The sequence below is a fragment of the Rhodococcus mengyinensis genome (assembly GCF_048381435.1).
In the GTDB taxonomy this organism is placed as follows: domain Bacteria; phylum Actinomycetota; class Actinomycetes; order Mycobacteriales; family Mycobacteriaceae; genus Rhodococcus_F; species Rhodococcus_F opacus_D.
On sequence record NZ_JBLWIT010000073.1, the window covers coordinates 57,650 to 76,967 of the forward strand.

Genomic DNA, 19,318 nt, shown 5'->3' on the forward strand with positions numbered 1-19,318 from the left:
CGGTGATTCGTCATCCTTGATCGAACACCTTCTCGAAGCAATTCGAGAAGGGCACGATCTCGTATGGGGAGAAGATCGGAATCCGTGAGTAGCCGCTCTTCTCGTACAACCTGACCGCATCGGGTTGCCGGTCGCCCGTCTGGAGAATCAGGCGTGGGCGCCCCGCCTTCCTGGCGGCATCCTCGACCGCGCTCAACAACGCTGTCGACACTCCGGTTCCGCGATGTTCCACTGTGACGAACATCCGTTTCAACTCCAGGTCGTCGCCGTTCCACCTGAGCGCGGCGTGACCGACCGCTTCTTGATTGTCGGTGGCCCCCGCGGCGGTGTACACCACCACTGTGAGGAAAACGGACGTCGAGTCAACCGCATTGGTGGCGGCGCGGTCTGCAGTCGATACTCGGTCGGAGTATCGCGGCCCCACTTCGCGGGCCATGGCCTCTCGCAATGCCTCCGCGTCGGGGTCGAACCAAGACACCTCGGTTACGTGAAGTTGCGAGAGTGCTAATTCAGAGGTCATTCACATTCTCCGTCGATGAAAATGCAGTTTCGGTAGATGCTTCCCGATCTTCATCCGGGATTCGAGGGTTGAAATCACCTTGACGCCAACGGTGTCCAGCAATCTCTGTTCGCTACCGATGAAGGTGCAAGGTGCATCGACATTTCCGATCTGGAGGAATCTATGTCCAGTTGTGTCGAACTGTCGCACGTCAGGCCCTGTTTCTCATCGTGGAGGACGCAGGGCATGGACGTTCAACGGTGACAACCGGGGTTAGTATCGCGATGTCCGGATGCTGGTCACGTCGTCCAGTCGGGTGATGAGGCGTCCCTCGGGGGCGGAAGTAGGGGATGGACGCAATCGCGGCGGCGCACACGGCCGTCAGTCCGGACGCGGCTCTCCGCCCAATCGTTGGAGACGGCACGATTCGCCGATCTCAGCCGGCCGATCACCGACGTCGAACAGGAATCACCACCTCATGAGTCTCGAATTCCTCTGGTACATCCCGAATCAGGTCACCCCGGGACACCGCGGCGACGCCGTCACGGTTGACCACAACAGTCTGGACACCCTCACGAGCCAGGCGAAGGCCCTCGAGGACCACGGCTGGAAAGGGGCCTTGATCGGCACCGGTTGGGGTAGACCGGACACACTCACCGTCGCCGCCGCCCTTGCGGCCAGGACGGCGACGTTCGAGCCGCTCATCGCGATCCGGCCCGGCTACTGGCGACCGGCTCACTTCGCCTCCGCCGTCGCTACTCTCGACCATCTGACCGGTGGCCGGGTCCGGATCAACATCGTGTCCGGGAAGGACAGCCTCGGAGCCTACGGTGAACACGAGAGCGACCAGGCCCACCGTTACGCCCGCACCAAGGAGTTCCTCCAGCTCGTCCGTAAGCTGTGGACCGAGGAGAACGTCACCTACCGGGGTGAGCACTTCCAGGTCACCGATTCCACGGTGCTGCCCCGGTTCTCGCCGCGCGAAAATAGGCCCCACCCGAAGCTCTACTTCGGTGGCGCGTCCGAAGCCGCCGAGCGTGTTGCGGCGACCGAGGCCGACGTTCAACTGTTCTGGGGCGAGCCGCTCGCCGGTGTGCAGGAGCGGATCGAGCGGTTGCGCTCACTGAGTGATGAACTCGGCCGCGAGCATGCGCCGCTCGAGTTCGGCCTGCGGATCACCACCTTCGTCCGGGATACCACCGAGCAGGCCTGGGCCGACGCAGAGGCGAAGGTCGCCGAGATGGCGAAGAATCAGGGTGCGCCTCCACAGAACCCGCATCGCCAGACCGCCGTGGGACAGCAGCGACTCCTCGACCTGGCCACCCGTGGCGACGTACTCGACGACAACCTGTACACCGCACCCGGGAAGGTCGGTGGCGGTGGCGCCGGCACCACCTGGCTCGTCGGCTCCCCGGAGGACGTCGCGAAGTCGCTGCGCAAGTACCAGGATCTCGGCATCACCCACTTCGTGCTCTCGGACACCCCGTATCTGCCGGAGATCGAGCGTCAGGGCAACCAGCTGCTGTCGTTACTGCGCGACTGAGCCGGGGGAGCGCTACTTACGCTTCCCGGCAACAGCTTTGCGCGAACGGTGACTGTCACCCGCCTGCGCAGTCGGGCGCGAGCGGGTGACTGGTTGTCAGAGCCTGAGTCCGGTTCCGTGCACGCCGTGTTCCTCGATGAGCGCGAGCTCTTCGTCGGTGAGCGGCGGGAAGTTCAGGGCCGCGATGTTGTGGTCGAGCTGCTCGGTCGAACTCGCTCCGATCAGCGCCGAGGTGACCTCCTGCCGCCGCAGCACCCACTGCAACGCGAGCTGTGCAAGTGACTGGCCACGGGCCTCGGCAATCTTGTTGAGCTCGGCGGTCCGCTGCCGGTACGTCTCGTCGATCACATCCGGCGTCAGGAACGTGCTGTTCTGTGCTCGTGCGCGCTCGGGAATCGACTCCAGGTACTTGTCCGTCAGCAGACCCTGCGCCAGGGGTGAATACACGATCAGCCCGAATCCGTCCTGGCGGGCGGTGTCCAGCAAGCCGTTCTGTTCGGGACGACGGTCGTAGATCGAGTAACGCGCCTGGTGGATGAGGAGCGGAACGCCGGCCTCGCGTAGCAGTACGGCGGCCTCGTGCGTGCGATCGGGTAGGTAGTTGGAGATGCCGACGTAGAGCGCCTTGCCCTGCTCCACCGCGCTCACGAGAGCCCCGACGGACTCCTCCAGCGGCGTGCTCAGGTCGGGGCTGTGGTGGTAGAAGATGTCGATGTACTCGGTGCCGAGGTCGCGCAGACTGTGGTCGAGTGAGGTCAGGATCGACTTGCGCGAGCCGCCTTTGAGATACGGGCTCGGACCGATCGGGTTGCCTGCCTTGGTCGACAGGATGAGTTCGTCCCGGTAAGGGGCGAGGTCCTTGGCGAGTACGGTGCCGAAGTTCTTCTGGGCTGCGCGATGCGGTGGGCCGTAGCGGTCGGCGTTGTCGAAGTGGGTAATGCCCAGGTCGAACGCGTGGAGGATGATCTCCCGCTGCGTCGCGAAAGCGTAGTCGCTACCGAACTTCTGCCACAGGCCGAACGAGAAGGCAGGCAGATCGAGGCCGGAATTTCCGGTGCGGTGATACGGGACCTTCTCGTAGCGGTCTTCGGCAGCGGCATAGGTGAGATCGAAGGGGCGATCGGTCATCGGTGTCGGCTCTTCCGTTCTGGTCGGTTGTTGCGGGGGGTCGGTGGTGTATCTGGCCAGGCCGTCCGTCCGGGGAATCGCCACGATCCACCGAAGACGCCGGCGACGAGGATGTCGACGTTGATCAGAAGCCGGCCGCTCACTTGGTGGTCCCTACACCGGTGACGGACTCGAGTGTGTTAGTCGGTGATCGACGGACGGTTTCGGTGCTGGCTCGGTACCGGAGCGACGGCGCAGCGACACGCGTGGTCGGATCCATGCGAACACTGTCACCGAACGGAGATGGAAAGGGAATCGTTCGGATCGTGCAGATTCTCTGGGAAGAATCTCCGCGCTGACGTCCTGTCGATCGTCGAGGACTTCGCGGCACTATCTTGGGGCTGTGGGCGATGACACCTGGGCCAGTGTGGCCGACCAATTTGCCGATGAGGCGTATGCGTCGGTGAAGGGGCTCGTGCGCACCTATGTGCTGCACCAGCATCTGCTGGAGCATTTGCCGGCGCCCCCAGCGACTGTGCTCGACGTCGGCGGCGGCGCGGGCAATCAATCCTTTCCGCTGGCCCAAGCCGGTTACGACGTGACGGTGCTCGACTCGTCGTCGGCGATGCTGGACAAAGCTCGACAGCGACTCCAGCGACTGCCGGATGAAGCCCAGCGACGGGTGACGCTCGTGGAGGCCGACGGCGAGAACGCCGTCGAGGCGGTGAATGGTCAACGGTTCGCCGCCGTGCTGTGTCACGGCGTGCTCGGGTACCTGGAGCAGCCGGAGCCGCTGGTCGGCCAGCTGTGCCGGTGCACTGCTGCCGGTGGCGTCGTATCGATCATGACGGGCAACGCGAAGGCGATGGCAGTGCGCCCGGCCTTGGAACAACGGTGGGACGACGCTCTGGCGTCGTTTGACACCAGGGACGAGATCGGGGTGCTGGGAGTGCCGACTCGAGCCGACACGGTGGAGGAACTCAGCGAACTCGTGCGGAGCCGCGGCGTGGAGCCGGTGCGCTGGTACGGGGTATGGCTGTTCGTCGACTGGCTCGATTTCAGTGGAGCCGAGTTGGACCCGAACCATACACAGCAGATGGCGGCGACGGCCGCAGTCGAACTCGAAGCCAGCCGACGAGACCCCTACCGCCAACTCAGCCGCGTCTTTCATCTCGTGGGACGCCAAGGTCCGGGCTGACGGGATACTGGCGCTGGGAGGTGGTCCGCTGACAGCACTTGGTGTGTGCAAAAACGTCGACCCGAAGGCCACCGGTTCTTCGCGACTACATCGAGGATGGCAGGATCAGGTCATCGAGATCGGAACCTCGATGTGAGGGTCCGGATCGAGATTGAGGGAGTATCGGCATGGCGCAGGGCATTGTGAAGTGGTTCAACGGTGAGAAGGGCTTCGGTTTCATCGCACCCGACGACGGAACTCCGGACGTATTCGTGCACTACTCGGAGATCTCGGGCAGCGGTTTCAAGTCGCTCGACGAGAACCAGCGTGTGGAGTTCGAGGTCGGCCAGGGGCAGAAGGGCCCGCAGGCCACGAACGTGCGCTCTGTTTGACCAGTGCAACGTGGGGACCGCATCCGGTGGGTGCGGTCCCCATTTCTGTCGCCGGATGGGTATCCGGTAAGGGCGCCGGTATCGAACTGCACGCCGAGGGCGCTGATATACAGGAATCGTCGGCTCAGCTGACGCGGATGAGTTTCTTGTTCACGAATTCGTCGATCCCGTATTTGCCGAGCTCGCGACCGAAACCGGAGCGCTTCACGCCGCCGAACGGCAGCTCAACTCCTTCGGCGCCAACGGCATTGACGAACACCATGCCGGCCTCCAGTGAGTCGGCGACGCGGTAGGCCTGATCGGGGTCCGTGGTGAAGACATACGAGCCGAGACCGAACGGAGTGTCGTTCGCCAGCTCGACGGCCTCTTCCTCGGAACGCACCTTGTAGATCGTCGCAACCGGCCCGAACAGTTCCTCCCGGTAGGTTCGTGAATCCCGTGACACATTCGTCAGCACGGCCGGTGGGAAGAAGGCGCCCTGGCGTTCACCCTCCGACACCAGCGTGGCGCCCTCGGCGATCGCCTGCTGCACCTGCTCGGACAGCCGGTCGGCGGCGGCGACCGACGACAGCGGCGCGAGTTCGTCTGCGGTGGCGAGCACCTCCGCGGTGAATCTGCCGACGAAGTCGTCATAGAGGTCCTCGGCGACGATGAATCGCTTCGCGGCGTTGCACGCCTGCCCGGTATTCTCGAAACGACCTTCTATTGCCGCTTTGACGGTGGCGTCGAGGTCATCGGAACTGAGCACGATGAACGGATCGGAACCCCCGAGTTCCAGTACCACCTTCTTGAGGTTGCGGCCGGCGATCTCGGCGACCGCTGCGCCCGCACGCTCGGACCCGGTCAACGACACGCCCTGGACCCGTGGGTCGGCGATCGCGTCGGCGACCTGCTCATTGGTGGCGTAGACGTTGACGTAGGCGCCCTCCGGATATCCGGCGTCGGTGAAGATCTGGTGAAGTGCCGCCGCCGATTCCGGACACTGCGGTGCGTGTTTGAGCACGATGGTGTTGCCCAGCGCCAGATTCGGACCCGCGAACCGGGCGACCTGGTAGTAGGGGTAGTTCCACGGCATGATCCCGATCAGCACGCCGATCGAGTTGCGGCGGATCAGCGCGGTACCCTCACCCTCGACCAGGTCGATCGGCTCGTCAGCCAGGAACTTCTGGGCGTTGTCGGCGTAGTACTGATAGATCGCGGCGCTGAAGTCGACTTCCCCCAACGACTGGTCCAGTGGCTTGCCCATCTCCCTCTGGATGATCTTGGCCAGTTCGTCGCGGCGTTCGGTGTGCAACTCGGCCACCTTCCTGAGCAGTTCGGCGCGCTCAACCACCGTCGAGCCGCGCGACCACTCACGGTGCGCCTTTTCCGCCGCGGACAACGCCGCCTGCATCTGCTCGTCGGTCGCGGTCGGATATTCGCGCACCGTCTGTCCGGTGGCGGGGTCCACAACTGCGTACAGGCTCATGTTCACGTCTCCTCGGAGGGTGGGGCATTCCAGTATCGCTTGCGATGGGCGCCTGGGGTGTGGTCCTCGCGAGTAGATCGCCCGATCATCACCTGGAATGGTCGGCAACAGGCCGCGCGAGGTGGGGGCGGCGCTGCCCCAGCAGGTCGCTTATTCGCGGCGGCCGCGCAGTGAGATCGTTCACTGCTCAGCAGGAGGATCGTATGGGGGTATAGGCTTGATACATCGGAATGGTCGTCGCATCGAGCGAGTCGCTCAGGCGTTCCCGATTCGAAAGAATGCCGGCCGATTCGCGGCCGATGCGAGGAGCGTCCATTTGATGCCAATGGCTACAGGCACGCACGCCCAGGCGCCGCGCAGATCCGCACCGCGCGAACACTTCCCGGGTGGGCGCGCCGTCCCGGATTCGATGCCGACACCACGCCTGATGGCGAGCTGCCTACGACGTCATGCGGACCGCGACACATTTCGACCATGATCTACCCGGTCGCCATCACCCCAACCGGCCGCGCCCACATACACCTGAAGCAAGGAACAGAATGACCATCGATCACGACAAATCCGAACTCCCACTCTTCTCTGCGCAGCGAACGCTGACCCACAGCACCCCCGAGCCCGTCTCCGACGCGCCGCGCACCGGTGATTCACCCACGCAAACATCCGCCGAGATCCACCGGTCACTCTTCAGCGACGAGTGAGCAACGGTGCCCACCGTCAGGGCTAGGGGATCGGGCTGGTCGTGACGTGGCGATCAGCGGTCAGTGCGCGACAAGCTCGGTCAGCGATCAGGCTTCGCGGGTGACGTCGCCGCGAGAAACCGGTCCCGGTCGACGATCGCCCGGTCGATCTCGCCCGACGCGACAACCCTCCCCGAGCTATCGGTCGCCCGCACGGCGAAGGTAAGGCGGTGGCCGACAGCGGCGGCTGGTGGCTCGGCCGCGATCTCGACGCTGGCACCGACCGGTGTCGGGCTGCGGTGCTCGATTCGGACAGCGGTCCCCACTGTCGTCTGGCCCGCACTGATGAATGATGCAGCGCAGGCGACGGTGGCCGCCTCCATCCACGCAATCAGCCGTGGGGTCGACAGCACCGGAACGTCACCGCTGCCCACTGCGGTCGCGGTATCGGACTCAACTACCTCGTAGCGCACGCCAATACAGTACGTCAGGCGCGGCCGATCCCTTGGTACAGCACTTCCGGTTCGGGCTTTGACGGTCCCGCCGGTGGTGCACGCTGGCGCAGCACCGCAAAGGCGTGTGCACCCGGACATTCCGTTCGACATCTTCGTTTCCGGGGTTACCGGTCGTCGCGATGGTGCGTCTGAGACACTGGCTGCTGAGGCGGTAGCGGGCGGGCTGCGGCCCAGGCGCCACTGTCGTCACGACACGGGACTACGAGGGGGATCGCGAAAGTATGCCGGGGATCGATGGGCACTTGGACTCGAGGCAGCGCGCGGGCGCGAGGTTTGCACGGCGGACTCGGTTTGTCGCCCTGATCGGCGGCCTCACCGCCACACTCGCCCTGGGGGCGGTACCGCTCGCCACCGCACAGCCGGCACCGGGTGACGATCTTCGCTGGGGGTCCTGCCCGGCCGAATACGAGCTGGACCCGGCATCCGATCAGTGCGCCTCGGTCACCGTTCCCCGCAACTACGCGGACCCCGCCGCCGGCACGATCGACGTGCTCGTCACCCGCCACCGCGCCGAGGATCACAGCTCGCGCCGCGGCGTGCTGTTCACCAATCCCGGTGGGCCGGGCGGAGACGCGATCGGCTCGAACAGCATGTTCGTCGAGATCCTGCCCGACGCGGTCCGCGCACAGTGGGACGTGATCGGTATCCAACCGCGCGGTCTTCCCTACGCCGGCGCGGTCGAGTGCGTGCTGGCCCCTGAACAGACGACGGCGATGAGCCTCGGCTTCGGCGGTGCTGCGACGCGCAACGCATGCGAGTCCGCTGCGCCAGGCACCACGGCGCACCTGACGACCGAGAACACCGCGAAGGACTGGGAGCAGGTCAGGATCGCACTCGGCGAGGACGTCATCGACATCTACGGCCTCTCGTACGGCACGATTCTCGGATCCACCTATGCGACGCTCTTCCCTCAGCACACCGGTCGCATGGTCCTCGATTCCGCGGTCGACCAGAAGTGGCTGTGGAACGACGTGTTGTGGCAGCAGAACGACGGCTACAAGGATCGCTTCTACGACCTCATGGACTGGATCGCGGCCCACGACGACACGTACGGGCTCGGTGACACCCCACTGAAGGTGTATCAGCGGTGGTCGGACCGGATCGTCGAGGAAGCCGGCGGGAACCCGACCCTCGCGCCACCGCCCGCCCAGATCGGTGACGTACCGCCCGGCCTGCAGGCCGTTGCGGATGCTTATCGCGGTGGGGTCGATCTCACCGGACCGGCACGCGTTCAGTTCGAGGCCTTCATCCGTAGCCTCGCCGACCCGTCGCACACCCAGATGTCGTCCAGCATCTACGTGATGACGCGGCAGGTGCTTCCCGCCCGCAACAGCTGGCCACTCATGGCCCGGGTGATCCGGGACGGTCGAGACGCGATTCCCGACGGCACCGCGATGGACGACCTGACGGAGCAAGAGTACGAGCGGATTGCCCAGGCCCAGATGATGCAGTCACTGGTCCTGTGCAACGAGAACAACGTCATGGCCCGGCCGGACCGCATTCCGGGTTGGCTCTTCTCCACCTTCGTCACCGGAGATCTCTTCGACCTCATCGGGTACAGCTACAGCGCCGGGCCCGAATGTGCCGGTGCGCCGCCCGTCGTCGCGCTGCCCACGTTGAGCAATCGAGGACTGGCGACGGCCCCTCTCGTCCTGCAGGGAATGCGCGACCCACAGACCCCCTATCAGGGCGGAGTTCAGCTCGCCCACGACATGGGGGCGCACCTCGTCACCGTCGAGGGAGGAGATCACGGTGCGGGGATCCAGGGTGGCAACGCCGTCGTCGACCAGGCCGTCACCGAGTACCTCGAGACCGGGCGCACCACTGTCACGCACGCCCCTGAGGCGCCGATCACCGCACCGCTGTGAAGTCCGGGGCCGGGCCGCGGACGAAGTGATCTAGGCAAGCAACACTCGGGTCCGTGCTGAGCTGCGGGACCGACGTTCCTGGTTCGAAAAGGAGCAGATCCGAATAGACTTGCCGAGGTGAGCCGCGAGGATCCCGATCGGCTGTCCGCCGACGACGCACATATCCTGGGGCTCGAATCGGCGGTGATAGCCGGCCACACGCTCAAGCTCGTCGTTCTCGGGCCGGCCACCTCCCCGCTCGACGTCGAGGCTCTGCGAACTGCCGTGGCGGAGCGGCTTTCGAGCCAGCCGCGAGCGACGCAACGGATCGATACCTCGGGACCGGAGCCGCGCTGGACCGAGGCGACGGCGTTCGAGATCAGTGACCACGTCCGGCGCCGAGAAGAGCCTGGGTGTGCCTCGCGCGACGATCTGTGGTGGGCCGTCAGCAAGCTGATGTCCGAGCACCTCGACCACGAGCGACCACTGTGGACGTTCGATCTGTTCGGTCCACTCGGCGACGGGCGCGAGGCGATCGCGGTCCGGATCCATCACGCGATGGCCGACGGGATCAGCGCGGTTCGCTTCCTCGACGACGTGCTCTGGGATCGGCACCCCGAACCGCCCCCGAGAGGAACGCGGCCGGGCCTTCGCGCCGCTTCGCCGCAGCGTCCGCGGGTCGACGAGGCACTGCGGATGCCCGCGGCTGTGCGTCGTGAACTCGGCCACCGCGGTTCACACTCGCCTTTCGACCGCCCGATCAGTGCCGCCCGCGAGCTTGCCTTCACCGTCGCCCCGCTCCCGGAGCTGAAGGCAATCGGCGCCTCACGTCCCGCGCGCGCAACCGTCAACGACGTACTCCTCGCGATCGTCGCAGGCGGCCTGCGCAGCTGGCTCGGCGCCGGCGAGACGGCCCTGCCGCGTCTTCGTGCTCAAGTTCCGGTCAGCCTGCACCACCGGGACGAGGGAGCGGGCAAGCTGGGAAACCGCGATTCCTTCCTGAACGTCGATCTGCCGCTCGCCGAGGCGGATCCGCTCACCCGACTCGACCGGATCAACGCCGAGACCAGCAAGCGCAAGCTCCTCGACGACGCCGAAGAGCTGTTCGATCTCTTCCACGCTCTCGGACGCGTGAAGCGCGTCGAGGAAGCCGCAAAGCGACTCGCCGGCAGCGCGCGCGAGTTCAGCCTGTCGATCTCGAACGTCCCCGGCCCGCCCGTGCCGGTCAGCGTTTCCGGACGTCGGGTCGAGCGGCTCTTCTCCTCCTCCGAGCCCGCAGCGCACCACGCGCTGCGGATCTCGGCGATCTCCTGCGCCGGGCTCGTCGGTATCGGGCTCTGTACAGACCCCGAGGCGCTGCCCGACGTTGCCCGGCTGGCGGTGGCGATGGACGATTCGTACGCCGAATTGCGTGACGCCGCGATCACCTGACGTCGATTCCGTTCGGTGTCAATGGCATTCGCTGCCAGGTAGGGTTGGTGGTTCAGGCGCGTCGAACAGGCATGATCGAACGCACCCGCGCGTCCCGCAGGTACAGACCGCCCCACACGAAGATGCCGACGTAAATCGGGAACAGGGTGGTGCTGACGATTGGCTGCTCGGTGAGCATGTTGGTAGCGACGGCTCCACCGAGGTATCCGGTCAGCAGCACCGCGCCCAGAATCGCCGTGGCGGGCACGATGTAGAGAATCAGGCATACCAAGAGAACGATTCCGATGACACGGTTGAGGTTCTCGGCAAAACCCAGCTCGGCCATCGCCTCGCGCACCATTTGCGTGTTTGCGATGTGGATGAGCGAGTCGAACAGGAGAAACAGCACCACGAGGGCGGTGACGACCAGTCCGGCGATTCTGGCCTTCTTCGTGGTTCCGCCCGTCGGCGCCGGTGTCGAGTTGGTGGTTCCCGTAGAGGGTGGTGTCGATGTCATGAGACTTTCTCCTTGCTGTTCATGGAGCGGTACACCGCTGACCGGTGGCACCTGCCCGACGGCGTCACGCGGGCAAATCGACTGCTCCCGCACGCTTCGCGTCTACTCACACCAGTACAGACCAGAGGCGACGGGAAAACTCACCGCGGCGCTTGAATGCTCTCCGTTCGGGTGATCCTCCTAGGTCGGCAACCCCGCGGGCAGGACGTCGAGGACCACCTTGCCCGGCACGCCCCGCCGTTTGGACAGGAACGCTGCCCGTGTCTCGGCGAGCGGGTGGACGGCGCCGACGTGCGGGCGCAGGTACCCCTGCGAGGTGAGCTGTGCGAGCTTCATGAGCTCTGACCGGTCGGGTTCGACGATGAAGAAGACTGCTCGTCCGCCGCGTGGCGTCACCGGGGGCGGCGCACTGATCGAGACCAGCACGCCGCCCGGCTTGACGATCGCGGCCGATCGGGCGAGCACGTCGCCGCCGATGGTGTCGAACACCAGTGGTGCCGTAGCCAACTTCGGTGACAACGCCGGCCACCTCGTGTGCGGGGATGGAGGGCGTGCGGTCGCGGCCGGCCCGATCCGTCCAGGTTCCTGGCCAGTCGAGCTCGTCGGGGACGAAGGATACGGCGTGCACTCGGACGATCACGTCACCAGTGGCGGCCTGCGGGTCGGGGGCATCCTCGAACACGAGTAGCTCCGGGTTCGCGGGACCTCGATTCTCATGGATGCGAACGGCTTTCATGTGATGCTCCTCGAGTCGTATACGACTACATCCAGCTTCCATGCGCTGAAGCTATGTCGATTGTCCGCTGCGTCGAATATGCGCGCGACCTCGTTGTCTCCGGAAACAAGGGGCCGTGGATTCAAGGTCGCGCAGACGACCGCGCGAGGCCGAAGGTCCCGGATAGGACACGTCGGCTGCGGCTGAGTAGAAGGGTTCTACTTACCGGTCTTTTCCCGGTGGCTACAACCAGGCCAGCAGCATGGGCGGCGCTTGCCTTCAGCCAGTTCGGTATACGTCCGCTTGATTCGACGCGCTCTCGTTTCGTCGAGCTTGGCATCCTCGACCCAGCAGATCCACTCATTGCGTGCCAGTGGTGTGATGTCATTCCAGGCTTTCAGCGCCGGCCCGTCATCGGCCAACGCCGTCTGTAGGTCTGCCGGCACTCTATGCACCGTGCCGCTCGGGACCGTGAGCTTGCCCATGTTTGGAGTCTACCGACTGTCGCAGAGGTAGGGCGGGTCGTAGCCACCGGAGTCTTGGTGTTGATTCAGGGGCGGGCCCGCTCTCTTTTTGCGCGGTCGCTGCAAGCGAGACCGCGTGATGGTGAGTCTCATCTGCAATCGTGGACGGCCGGGTGAACCCGACGTCTGGTCTAGGTTGATGCGATGAAGATATCCACGAGCGCATCGGTCGTCTCGGTGCTGTGCGCTGTGTCGGTGTGGCTGTTCGTAGTGCCGCAACTGGTCACCACGGGGATGCTCGAGCCTGGACCGCTTCTCGGTCTGATGGTGCTGCTCCCGACCCCGGTCGGTTTGATCGCCGCCTTGGTGGGGGCGGTCGCGGGCACGATCGGGCTCGTCCGACGCCCTGATCGGACGTGGGCCGGCGCGCTGATGACGCTGGGGCAGGCTGTGACGTGGATTTTGGCCATCGTGATCGTGGTGTGGTCGCAGGCATATGGTTCGACGGGGTGGGAGTTGTTGATACTGCCGGCGTCGCTGATGCTGGGGCAGGTTGTGGTCGCATCGGGCTTGATATCGGCCATGGTGAGTCGTCGCAGAGGCATCCACGCCAACGTCGGGGAAGGACGGCCGGTCGTGTGACAGGGTGAATTGGGTGGGGAACGGCATTTGCACCCGACCCGCTCGCCGCCCTGCACTTTGCCGGTGACAGCACCGCCGTTGACGGCGTTCGACCGATGCTCGAGTGTGCCCGAAAAACCGATCCGATCGTCGCCGGACGGACTCTCGGAGAACGTGACGTTCCCGATCACGATCGTCTCCAGCCCTTGGGCGGCAGTCCGCAGATATTTCGCTGTGCAGTGGCTCGCCACAACACGACCGTCACACTACTTACCCCACGCGCACTCGGGCATGTTGCGGTCACGACGGTGCTCCTGCCCCGGGGTGTGGCAACTCCACCGTTGGTGTCGTATCAGGCGATCGTGAACTCGTTGGGAACCAATTGCGCGCCCTCGCGGGCGTTGTTCAACCTGGAGATGCAGGAATCGCCGGGAATGTTGCTGGGTTTGCAGCGGGGGTGGGCGGTCGGTGCCCGATCACCTCGGCCCGACCGGTGCGTACGGTGCCGCCAAGCTCGGCGGCATGATCACCCTGGACAGTGTCCGTGCGGTGCAGCGGGTGACCGAACTGGGCCTGGCGAACAGTCCCGTGGCTTTGGCCGGTTACTCGGGTGGGGGGATGGCGAGTGCGTGGGCAGCGGCGCTCGCGCCGACCTATGCGCCGGAGCTGAAGCTGGCGGCGGTGGTGCAGGGCGGAGTGCCGGCGGATCTCGAGCAGATGGCCGAGGGGCTGGGGTTCAACCCGCATCCGGGGTTCGGGCTGGCCTTCGCGGCGGCGATCGGTCTCGAACGGGAGTACCCGGACCGGTTGCCGGTGTCCTCACAACTGAATGAGACCGGTCTGTGGTTGCGGGAATGGATGAGCAACGAGTGCCGGCGGTTCCTGCTGTTCCACGGTGCGTTCCGCAACGCCGGGCAGTTGGCGGCGTCGACGAGTCTGATGGGGAGTTCGGCGGCGCGGCAGGTGTTGCGGGAGAACAGTCTCCGCTATTTCGAGGGGGTGCCGACGGCGCCGGTGTCTATGTGGCACGGCACGCTCGATGGGCTCACCCCGTTCGATTCGGTGGCGGAGGTGGCGCACCGGTACTGCGCAGCGGGCGCGAAGCTGACGTTCGTGCCCTATGACATCTCCGAGCGCATGGACCACCGCGGTGGTGGGCTTCCCGGGTGCGTATGAGTTCATCGCGGCCCGATTCCGGGGCGAGCCCGCCCCAACACGGTGCTAATTACAGGCTCGGCGAGCCAAATCGAGAAGGTGATGACACCCCGGTTCCGGCCGCGACGTTGATTCCCGATCCGAGATTAACGGTGGTATCGGAAGATCGGTTCGGCGACGCAGACGGGTGTGTCGGTGGCACTGCATTCGACGGTCGCTGCGACCACGATTTGGACGCCGCCGCTGACGTCCTGGGCCGAGATTATCTCGGCCCTGAGCCGGACCTTCGATCCCACGGGGACCGGGGCGGGGAACCGGACCTTGTTCAGGCCGTAGTTCACCGCCAGGGAGGTGCCCTGAACTTCGAGAACCTGCGCGAACATGACGCTGAGCAATGACAGGGTGAGGTAACCGTGGGCGATGGTACGTCGGAACGGGCTTTCCGTGCTGGCACGTTCCGGGTCGACGTGGATCCATTGGTGATCGTCGGTGGCGTCGGCGAAGGTGGTGATTCGGCCTTGGGTGATCTCGAACCAGTCACTGGGGTCCAGTGTGGTGCCGACGAGGCTCTTCAACCCGTCGACGGTGGTAGTGGTGGGCATGGCGGCTACTTTCGGCGCGATGGGCTTGCGGGGTGTGGTGCGGTCAGGTGATGGTGATGCCGCCATCGACGGCGAGGGTTTGTCCGGTGACGTACCCGGCGGCGTCGGAGGCGAGCCAGACAAGGGTGGCGGCGAGTTCGGCGGCATCGCCGGTGCGCCCGAGCACCATCCGTGACGCGAGGCTGTCGAGGTAGCCGTCGTGATACTGGTCGGTCATCTCGGAGGCGAAGAAGCCCGGGGCGAGCGCGTTGACGCGAATTCCCTTGCGAGTGCCCCATTGTTGGGCGAGGTCTCGGGTCAGACCGATGATTGCGGCTTTGCTGGCGCTGTAGGCGGCCTGGGGCAGACCGGCGGTGGTGAGCCCGAGGACGCTGGAAATGTTGACGATGGAACTGCCGGGTTGCATGACCTTCCCGCACGCCTGGGCGGTCCAGTAGGAGCCGCCCAGGTTGACGTCGATCACCGAGCGAAACTGGTCGGGGGTTTCGCGGGTGGCGGGGTGGGCGCTGGCGACGCCGGCGTTGTTGACGAGAACGTCGACGCGGCCGAACTCGGTCATTGCCGCGTCGACCAGGGCAGCGCACTGATCCGGATCAGCGATGTCGGTAGCCACGGGCAGGGCCCGTCGGCCGGTGGCACGGACAAGTGCGGCGGTGTCGCCGAGTTTGTCGACGCGCCGCGCCGCGAGGACGACGTCCGCGCCGGCCTCGGCGAGGGCCTGAGCGAAGGCCACACCGAGGCCGGACGAGGCGCCGGTGACGATGGCGACGCGGCCGTCGAGGCGGAATTTGTCGAGCACACTCATGTGGGATGCCTCCTGGGTCAGAACCAGCTGGGGTTCATGTCGAGAGTGGTCCGGTCTCCGCTGGCCAAGAGATCGAGTTGCGGGCCGACCTTGGGTAGCTCGTGGGTGTAAAAGTAGCGGGCGGCCATGCGCTTTCCGTCGTAGAAGTCACCACTCTTACCCTCGGTGGCAATGAGCTGTTCGAGCCACATCCACGCGATGACTGTGTGTCCGAACGCTTCCAAATAGACCGATGAGTTCGCCAACGCGGTCGTCGCGTCACCGGCCGCCCACAAGGCGGCGGTGATGTCGACGATCCGGTTCCAGACGGTGTCAAGGGCGTCGGCGCAACCGGTGGCGTCGCCACCGAGGGACCGAGCCCGCGCGATGGTCGCGGCGATCTTCGATCCGAGTAACCTCAGCCCGGCACCGTCTTGCATGGTGACCTTGCGGCCCAGCAGATCCAGACCCTGGATCCCGTGCGTGCCTTCGTGGATCGGATTCAGCCGGTTGTCGCGGTAGTACTGTTCGACGTCGTAGTCGCGGGTGTAGCCGTAACCGCCGTGCACCTGGATCGCGAGGCTGTTCGCCTCGAGGCACCACTGCGAGGGCCAGCTCTTCGCGATCGGGGTCAGCACGTCGAGGAGCAACGTCGCCTGGTCGCCGGTGGCCGCATCGTCGGCCGTGTCGTGTTCGTCCACCAACCGCGAGCAGTAGAGGCCGAGCGCGAGCGCGCCCTCGACGTAGGACTTTTGGGCCAGCAGCATTCGGCGGACATCGGCGTGATCGATGATCGGAACCGGCGGCGAGGAGGGGTCCTTGGCGCCGAGAGGGCGGCCCTGGGTACGCACCCTCGCGTAGTCGAGCGACTTGCGGTATCCCACGTAGCCAAGGGCGATCGCGAGGAACCCGACACTGATCCGGGCCTCGTTCATCATGTGGAACATGTAGGACAGGCCGCGGTGTTCCTCGCCGACCAGGAAGCCGACTGCCCCGGCATCGCCTGCGGGGGTGTGGGTACCGTCACCGAAGACGAGCAGGGTGTTGGTGGTGCCGCGGTTGCCCATCTTGTGGTTGAGACCCGCCAGGGTCACATCGTTACGGTCGCCGAGCCCGCCGTCGGAGCCGGGGAGATATTTGGGCACGATGAACAGTGAGATGCCCTTTACGCCGGGGCCGCCGCCCGGGGACTTGGCCAGGACCAGGTGCACGATGTTCTCGGTGAGTTCATGATCGCCACCGGAGATCCACATCTTGGTGCCGGTGACCCGGTAGCTGCCGTCGTCCTGGCGGACGGCGCGGGTGGTGATGTCCGCCAACGATGATCCGGCCTGCGGCTCGGACAGGCACATGGTGCCGAACCAGCGGCCCTCGAGCATCGGACGGACGTAGTCGTCGATCTGCTGCTCGGTGCCGTACTCGGCGAGCAAGTTTGCTTTGGCGGTCGTCAGGAACGGATAGGACGAGGTGCTGGCGTTGGCGGCCTGGAACCAGGCCATCGCCGCTCGCGCCACCGTGGTGGGCAGCTGCATCCCGCCGACGCTCTCGTCGAATGATCCGGCGATCAAACCGGCCGCCGCGTAGGCGTCGAGCGCCGTTTTGACCTCCGGGATCATCTCGACGGTGCCGTCCGGGCGCATGGTCGGCTCGTGCGCGTCGGCCTTCTTGTTGTGGGTGGCGAAATGCTTGTGCGCGAGGTCCGCACTGAGGTCGAGGACGGCGTCGAAGGTGTCCTTCGAGTGTTCGGCGAAGCGTTTGCGGGAGGTCAGTGCGACCACGTCGAGCCACTCGTAGAGCAGGAAATCGAGATCGCGGCGAGAAAGTACATCAGTCATGAGAATCAGTTCCGTTCAAAGGTGGGCTCGCTCAGATGGAGATGCCGCCGTCGACCGGGAGGACGACGCCGGTGATGTAGCCGGCTTCCTCGGACGCGAGGAAGGCGATGGCGTCGGCCATCTCGGCGGGGTCGGCGAACCGCGAGATCGGACCGGTGACTTCGGCGATCTTCTCCTTCGGGATGGAGGCGGTCATCCGGGTCGCGGCGTTCGGGGAGATTGCATTCACGGTGACCCCGAAAGCAGCGAGCTCTTTCGCGGCGGTCTTGGTGAACCCGATGATCCCGGCTTTGGCGGTGGCGTAGTTGGCCTGCCCGCGGTTGCCGTGCAGTCCGGTGTAGGAGGTGATGTTGACGACCCGCCCGAATTCCTGCTTCCGGAAGTGCGGAACACAGGCCCGGGTGAATCGAAACGTGCCGCCCGCGTGGACATTCAGGACCTGGTCCCAATCCTCGTCGGTCAGCTTCCACAGCACTTTGTCGCGCAGGATCCCGGCATTGTTGATCAGAATGTCCACCCGCCCGGTCTCGGCGATCACGGTAGAGACAACGTTCTCGACGTCACCGGTGTCGCTGACGTCGGCGGGGATGCCGATGGCGCCGACCTCGCGGGCGGCCTTGTCGAGTTCGTCCTTGTCGAAGTCCACCATGAACACTGTCGCCTTGGCCTCGACGAAGTGGCGGGCCAGGGCCTGGCCGATGCCGCGGGCGGCGCCGGTGACGATGACCGATTTGCCGGTGAAGTCGTACGTGATGTTGCCCATTGAGGTTTCCTGTCGTTCTTGTCAGCGGAGGCGTTCGAGGACCATGGCCATGCCCATACCGCCTCCGACGCACATGGTTTCGAGGCCGAACTGCTTGTCGTGGGTGGTCAGGTTGTTGAGCAGCGTCGCGGTGATCCGGGCACCGGTCATGCCGAACGGGTGACCGAGGGCGATCGCGCCACCGGACACATTCAGCTTGTCCTCGTCGATGTTCAGCTCCCGCGCCGACCCGATCACCTGCACCGCGAACGCCTCGTTGATCTCGACGAGGTCGATGTCGGAGATACCCAGTCCCGCGATCGCGAGGGCCCGCTTGGACGCCTCGATCGGGCCGAGACCCATGATCTCCGGCGACAAACCGGACACCCCGGTGGACACGATCCGGGCGAGCGGGGTCAGCCCCAGCTCCTTGGCCTTGGTGTCGGACATGATCACCAGGGCGGCGGCGCCGTCGTTGAGCGGGCACGCGTTGCCGGCGGTGACGGTGCCGTCCGGACGGAACACCGGCTTCAGCTGGCTGACGGCCTCATAGGTGGTGCCGGCGCGGGGGCCGTCGTCCTTCGACACGACGGTGCCGTCGGGCAGCGTCACCGGGGTGATCTCCCGCTCGAAGAAGCCGGCGCCTATGGCCTCCTCGGCGCGGTTTTGCGAGCGCACCGCCCACCGGTCCTGCTCCTCGCGGGTGATGCCGGTGATCTGGGCGACGTTCTCGGCGGTCTGGCCCATCGCGATGTAGGTGTCCGGGACCAGCCCCTCCTCACGCGGGTCGACCCACTGCTGACCGCCCTGGGCCAGCTTCTCGGTGCGGGTCTGCGCGTCGGCGTACAGCGGGTTCTGGGTGTCGGGCAGCGAGTCGGAGTTGCCCGCGGTGAACCGGGACACGGTCTCGACACCGGCGGAGATGAAGACGTCGCCCTCACCGGCCTTGATCGCGTGCAGTGCCATGCGGGTGGTCTGCAGCGACGACGAACAGTACCGGGTGATGGTGGTGCCGGGGATGAAGTCGTAGCCGAGCTGGACGGCGACGTTGCGGCCCATGTTGAACCCCTGCTCGCCGCCGGGCAGGCCGCAGCCCAGGATGAGGTCGTTGATGTCGGTGGGGTCGAGCGCGGGCACCTTGTCGAGTGCCGCCTGGACCATCTGCGCGGCGAGGTCGTCGGGGCGCATGCCCTTGAGCGATCCCTTCATGGCGCGACCGATCGGGGAACGGGCGATGGAGACGATGAC

18 protein-coding genes and 2 pseudogenes are annotated in these 19,318 nt (G+C 65.6%); 8 read left to right on the forward strand and 12 right to left on the reverse strand.

Annotated features, from left to right (window positions below):
- Positions 1–10: 10 nt before the first annotated feature.
- Complete coding sequence (locus ACNJ7E_RS14480) at positions 11–520, reverse strand: GNAT family N-acetyltransferase (RefSeq protein ID WP_418340196.1); 510 nt, start codon at positions 518–520, stop codon at positions 11–13.
- Positions 521–977: 457 nt separating this feature from the next.
- Here ACNJ7E_RS14480 and ACNJ7E_RS14485 point away from each other — a divergent pair, with 457 nt between their 5' ends.
- The gene (locus tag ACNJ7E_RS14485; protein ID WP_418340197.1) at positions 978–2,042 is read left to right on the forward strand and encodes an LLM class flavin-dependent oxidoreductase; all 1,065 of its coding nucleotides are present in this window, start codon (positions 978–980) and stop codon (positions 2,040–2,042) included.
- Between the two features lie 96 nt (positions 2,043–2,138).
- Here the strand turns inward: ACNJ7E_RS14485 and ACNJ7E_RS14490 are convergent, their stop codons facing one another.
- Complete coding sequence (locus tag ACNJ7E_RS14490; RefSeq protein ID WP_280780243.1) at positions 2,139–3,170, reverse strand: aldo/keto reductase; 1,032 nt, start codon at positions 3,168–3,170, stop codon at positions 2,139–2,141.
- Positions 3,171–3,552: 382 nt separating this feature from the next.
- Here ACNJ7E_RS14490 and ACNJ7E_RS14495 point away from each other — a divergent pair, with 382 nt between their 5' ends.
- Positions 3,553–4,347, forward strand: coding sequence for a class I SAM-dependent methyltransferase (locus tag ACNJ7E_RS14495; protein ID WP_418340198.1), 795 nt, complete (start codon positions 3,553–3,555; stop codon positions 4,345–4,347).
- 167 nt (positions 4,348–4,514) lie between these two features.
- Positions 4,515–4,718: a cold-shock protein gene (locus ACNJ7E_RS14500; protein WP_005242781.1), complete on the forward strand. Its 204-nt coding sequence runs from the start codon at positions 4,515–4,517 to the stop codon at positions 4,716–4,718.
- A 124-nt stretch (positions 4,719–4,842) separates the two neighbouring features.
- On the opposite strand, the gene ACNJ7E_RS14505 is transcribed toward ACNJ7E_RS14500, so the two are convergent.
- Complete coding sequence (locus ACNJ7E_RS14505; RefSeq protein ID WP_418340199.1) at positions 4,843–6,186, reverse strand: NAD-dependent succinate-semialdehyde dehydrogenase; 1,344 nt, start codon at positions 6,184–6,186, stop codon at positions 4,843–4,845.
- A gap of 539 nt (positions 6,187–6,725) precedes the next feature.
- On the opposite strand from ACNJ7E_RS14505, the gene ACNJ7E_RS14510 reads away from it, so the two are divergent.
- The gene (locus ACNJ7E_RS14510) at positions 6,726–6,884 is read left to right on the forward strand and encodes a hypothetical protein (protein WP_016880869.1); all 159 of its coding nucleotides are present in this window, start codon (positions 6,726–6,728) and stop codon (positions 6,882–6,884) included.
- A gap of 80 nt (positions 6,885–6,964) precedes the next feature.
- On the opposite strand, the gene ACNJ7E_RS14515 is transcribed toward ACNJ7E_RS14510, so the two are convergent.
- A complete protein-coding gene (locus tag ACNJ7E_RS14515) occupies positions 6,965–7,336 on the reverse strand; it encodes a thioesterase family protein (protein ID WP_418340200.1) in 372 nt (123 codons plus the stop codon).
- 263 nt (positions 7,337–7,599) lie between these two features.
- Here ACNJ7E_RS14515 and ACNJ7E_RS14520 point away from each other — a divergent pair, with 263 nt between their 5' ends.
- Entirely contained in the window at positions 7,600–9,246 is a 1,647-nt protein-coding gene (locus tag ACNJ7E_RS14520) for an alpha/beta hydrolase (protein WP_418340201.1), read from the forward strand.
- Positions 9,247–9,363: 117 nt separating this feature from the next.
- Positions 9,364–10,656, forward strand: coding sequence for a wax ester/triacylglycerol synthase domain-containing protein (locus ACNJ7E_RS14525; protein WP_418340202.1), 1,293 nt, complete (start codon positions 9,364–9,366; stop codon positions 10,654–10,656).
- Between the two features lie 52 nt (positions 10,657–10,708).
- Here the strand turns inward: ACNJ7E_RS14525 and ACNJ7E_RS14530 are convergent, their stop codons facing one another.
- From ACNJ7E_RS14530 to ACNJ7E_RS14540, 3 genes and pseudogenes are all read right to left on the reverse strand, one after another.
- Positions 10,709–11,152 carry a DoxX family protein gene (locus ACNJ7E_RS14530; protein ID WP_280780334.1) on the reverse strand — a complete coding sequence of 148 codons (444 nt, stop codon included), beginning with the start codon at positions 11,150–11,152 and terminating at the stop codon, positions 10,709–10,711.
- A gap of 180 nt (positions 11,153–11,332) precedes the next feature.
- Positions 11,333–11,888, reverse strand: a pseudogene (locus ACNJ7E_RS14535) (zinc-binding dehydrogenase).
- 197 nt (positions 11,889–12,085) lie between these two features.
- Entirely contained in the window at positions 12,086–12,352 is a 267-nt protein-coding gene (locus ACNJ7E_RS14540) for a YdeI/OmpD-associated family protein (RefSeq protein WP_280780249.1), read from the reverse strand.
- Between the two features lie 183 nt (positions 12,353–12,535).
- Between ACNJ7E_RS14540 and ACNJ7E_RS14545 the strand changes: the two genes are divergently transcribed.
- Positions 12,536–12,973 (forward strand): hypothetical protein, encoded by a 438-nt coding sequence (locus ACNJ7E_RS14545; RefSeq protein ID WP_280780250.1) that lies wholly within the window; start codon positions 12,536–12,538, stop codon positions 12,971–12,973.
- A gap of 272 nt (positions 12,974–13,245) precedes the next feature.
- Positions 13,246–14,177 (forward strand): annotated as a pseudogene (locus ACNJ7E_RS14550) (lipase family protein); the annotation flags it as partial.
- A 76-nt stretch (positions 14,178–14,253) separates the two neighbouring features.
- On the opposite strand, the gene ACNJ7E_RS14555 reads toward ACNJ7E_RS14550, so the two are convergent.
- The 5 genes from ACNJ7E_RS14555 to ACNJ7E_RS14575 form a co-directional block, all read right to left on the reverse strand.
- A complete protein-coding gene (locus ACNJ7E_RS14555; RefSeq protein ID WP_418340203.1) occupies positions 14,254–14,709 on the reverse strand; it encodes a MaoC family dehydratase in 456 nt (151 codons plus the stop codon).
- Between the two features lie 43 nt (positions 14,710–14,752).
- Positions 14,753–15,514, reverse strand: coding sequence for an SDR family NAD(P)-dependent oxidoreductase (locus tag ACNJ7E_RS14560; RefSeq protein WP_280780252.1), 762 nt, complete (start codon positions 15,512–15,514; stop codon positions 14,753–14,755).
- A 17-nt stretch (positions 15,515–15,531) separates the two neighbouring features.
- Positions 15,532–17,328 (reverse strand): acyl-CoA dehydrogenase, encoded by a 1,797-nt coding sequence (locus ACNJ7E_RS14565; RefSeq protein WP_418340204.1) that lies wholly within the window; start codon positions 17,326–17,328, stop codon positions 15,532–15,534.
- Between the two features lie 31 nt (positions 17,329–17,359).
- Positions 17,360–18,091, reverse strand: a complete 732-nt coding sequence (locus tag ACNJ7E_RS14570) for an SDR family NAD(P)-dependent oxidoreductase (protein WP_009475398.1) — start codon at positions 18,089–18,091, stop codon at positions 17,360–17,362.
- Positions 18,092–18,112: 21 nt separating this feature from the next.
- Positions 18,113–19,318 (reverse strand): acetyl-CoA C-acetyltransferase (locus tag ACNJ7E_RS14575; protein ID WP_418340205.1); only part of this gene is annotated, 1,206 nt, incomplete at its 5' end.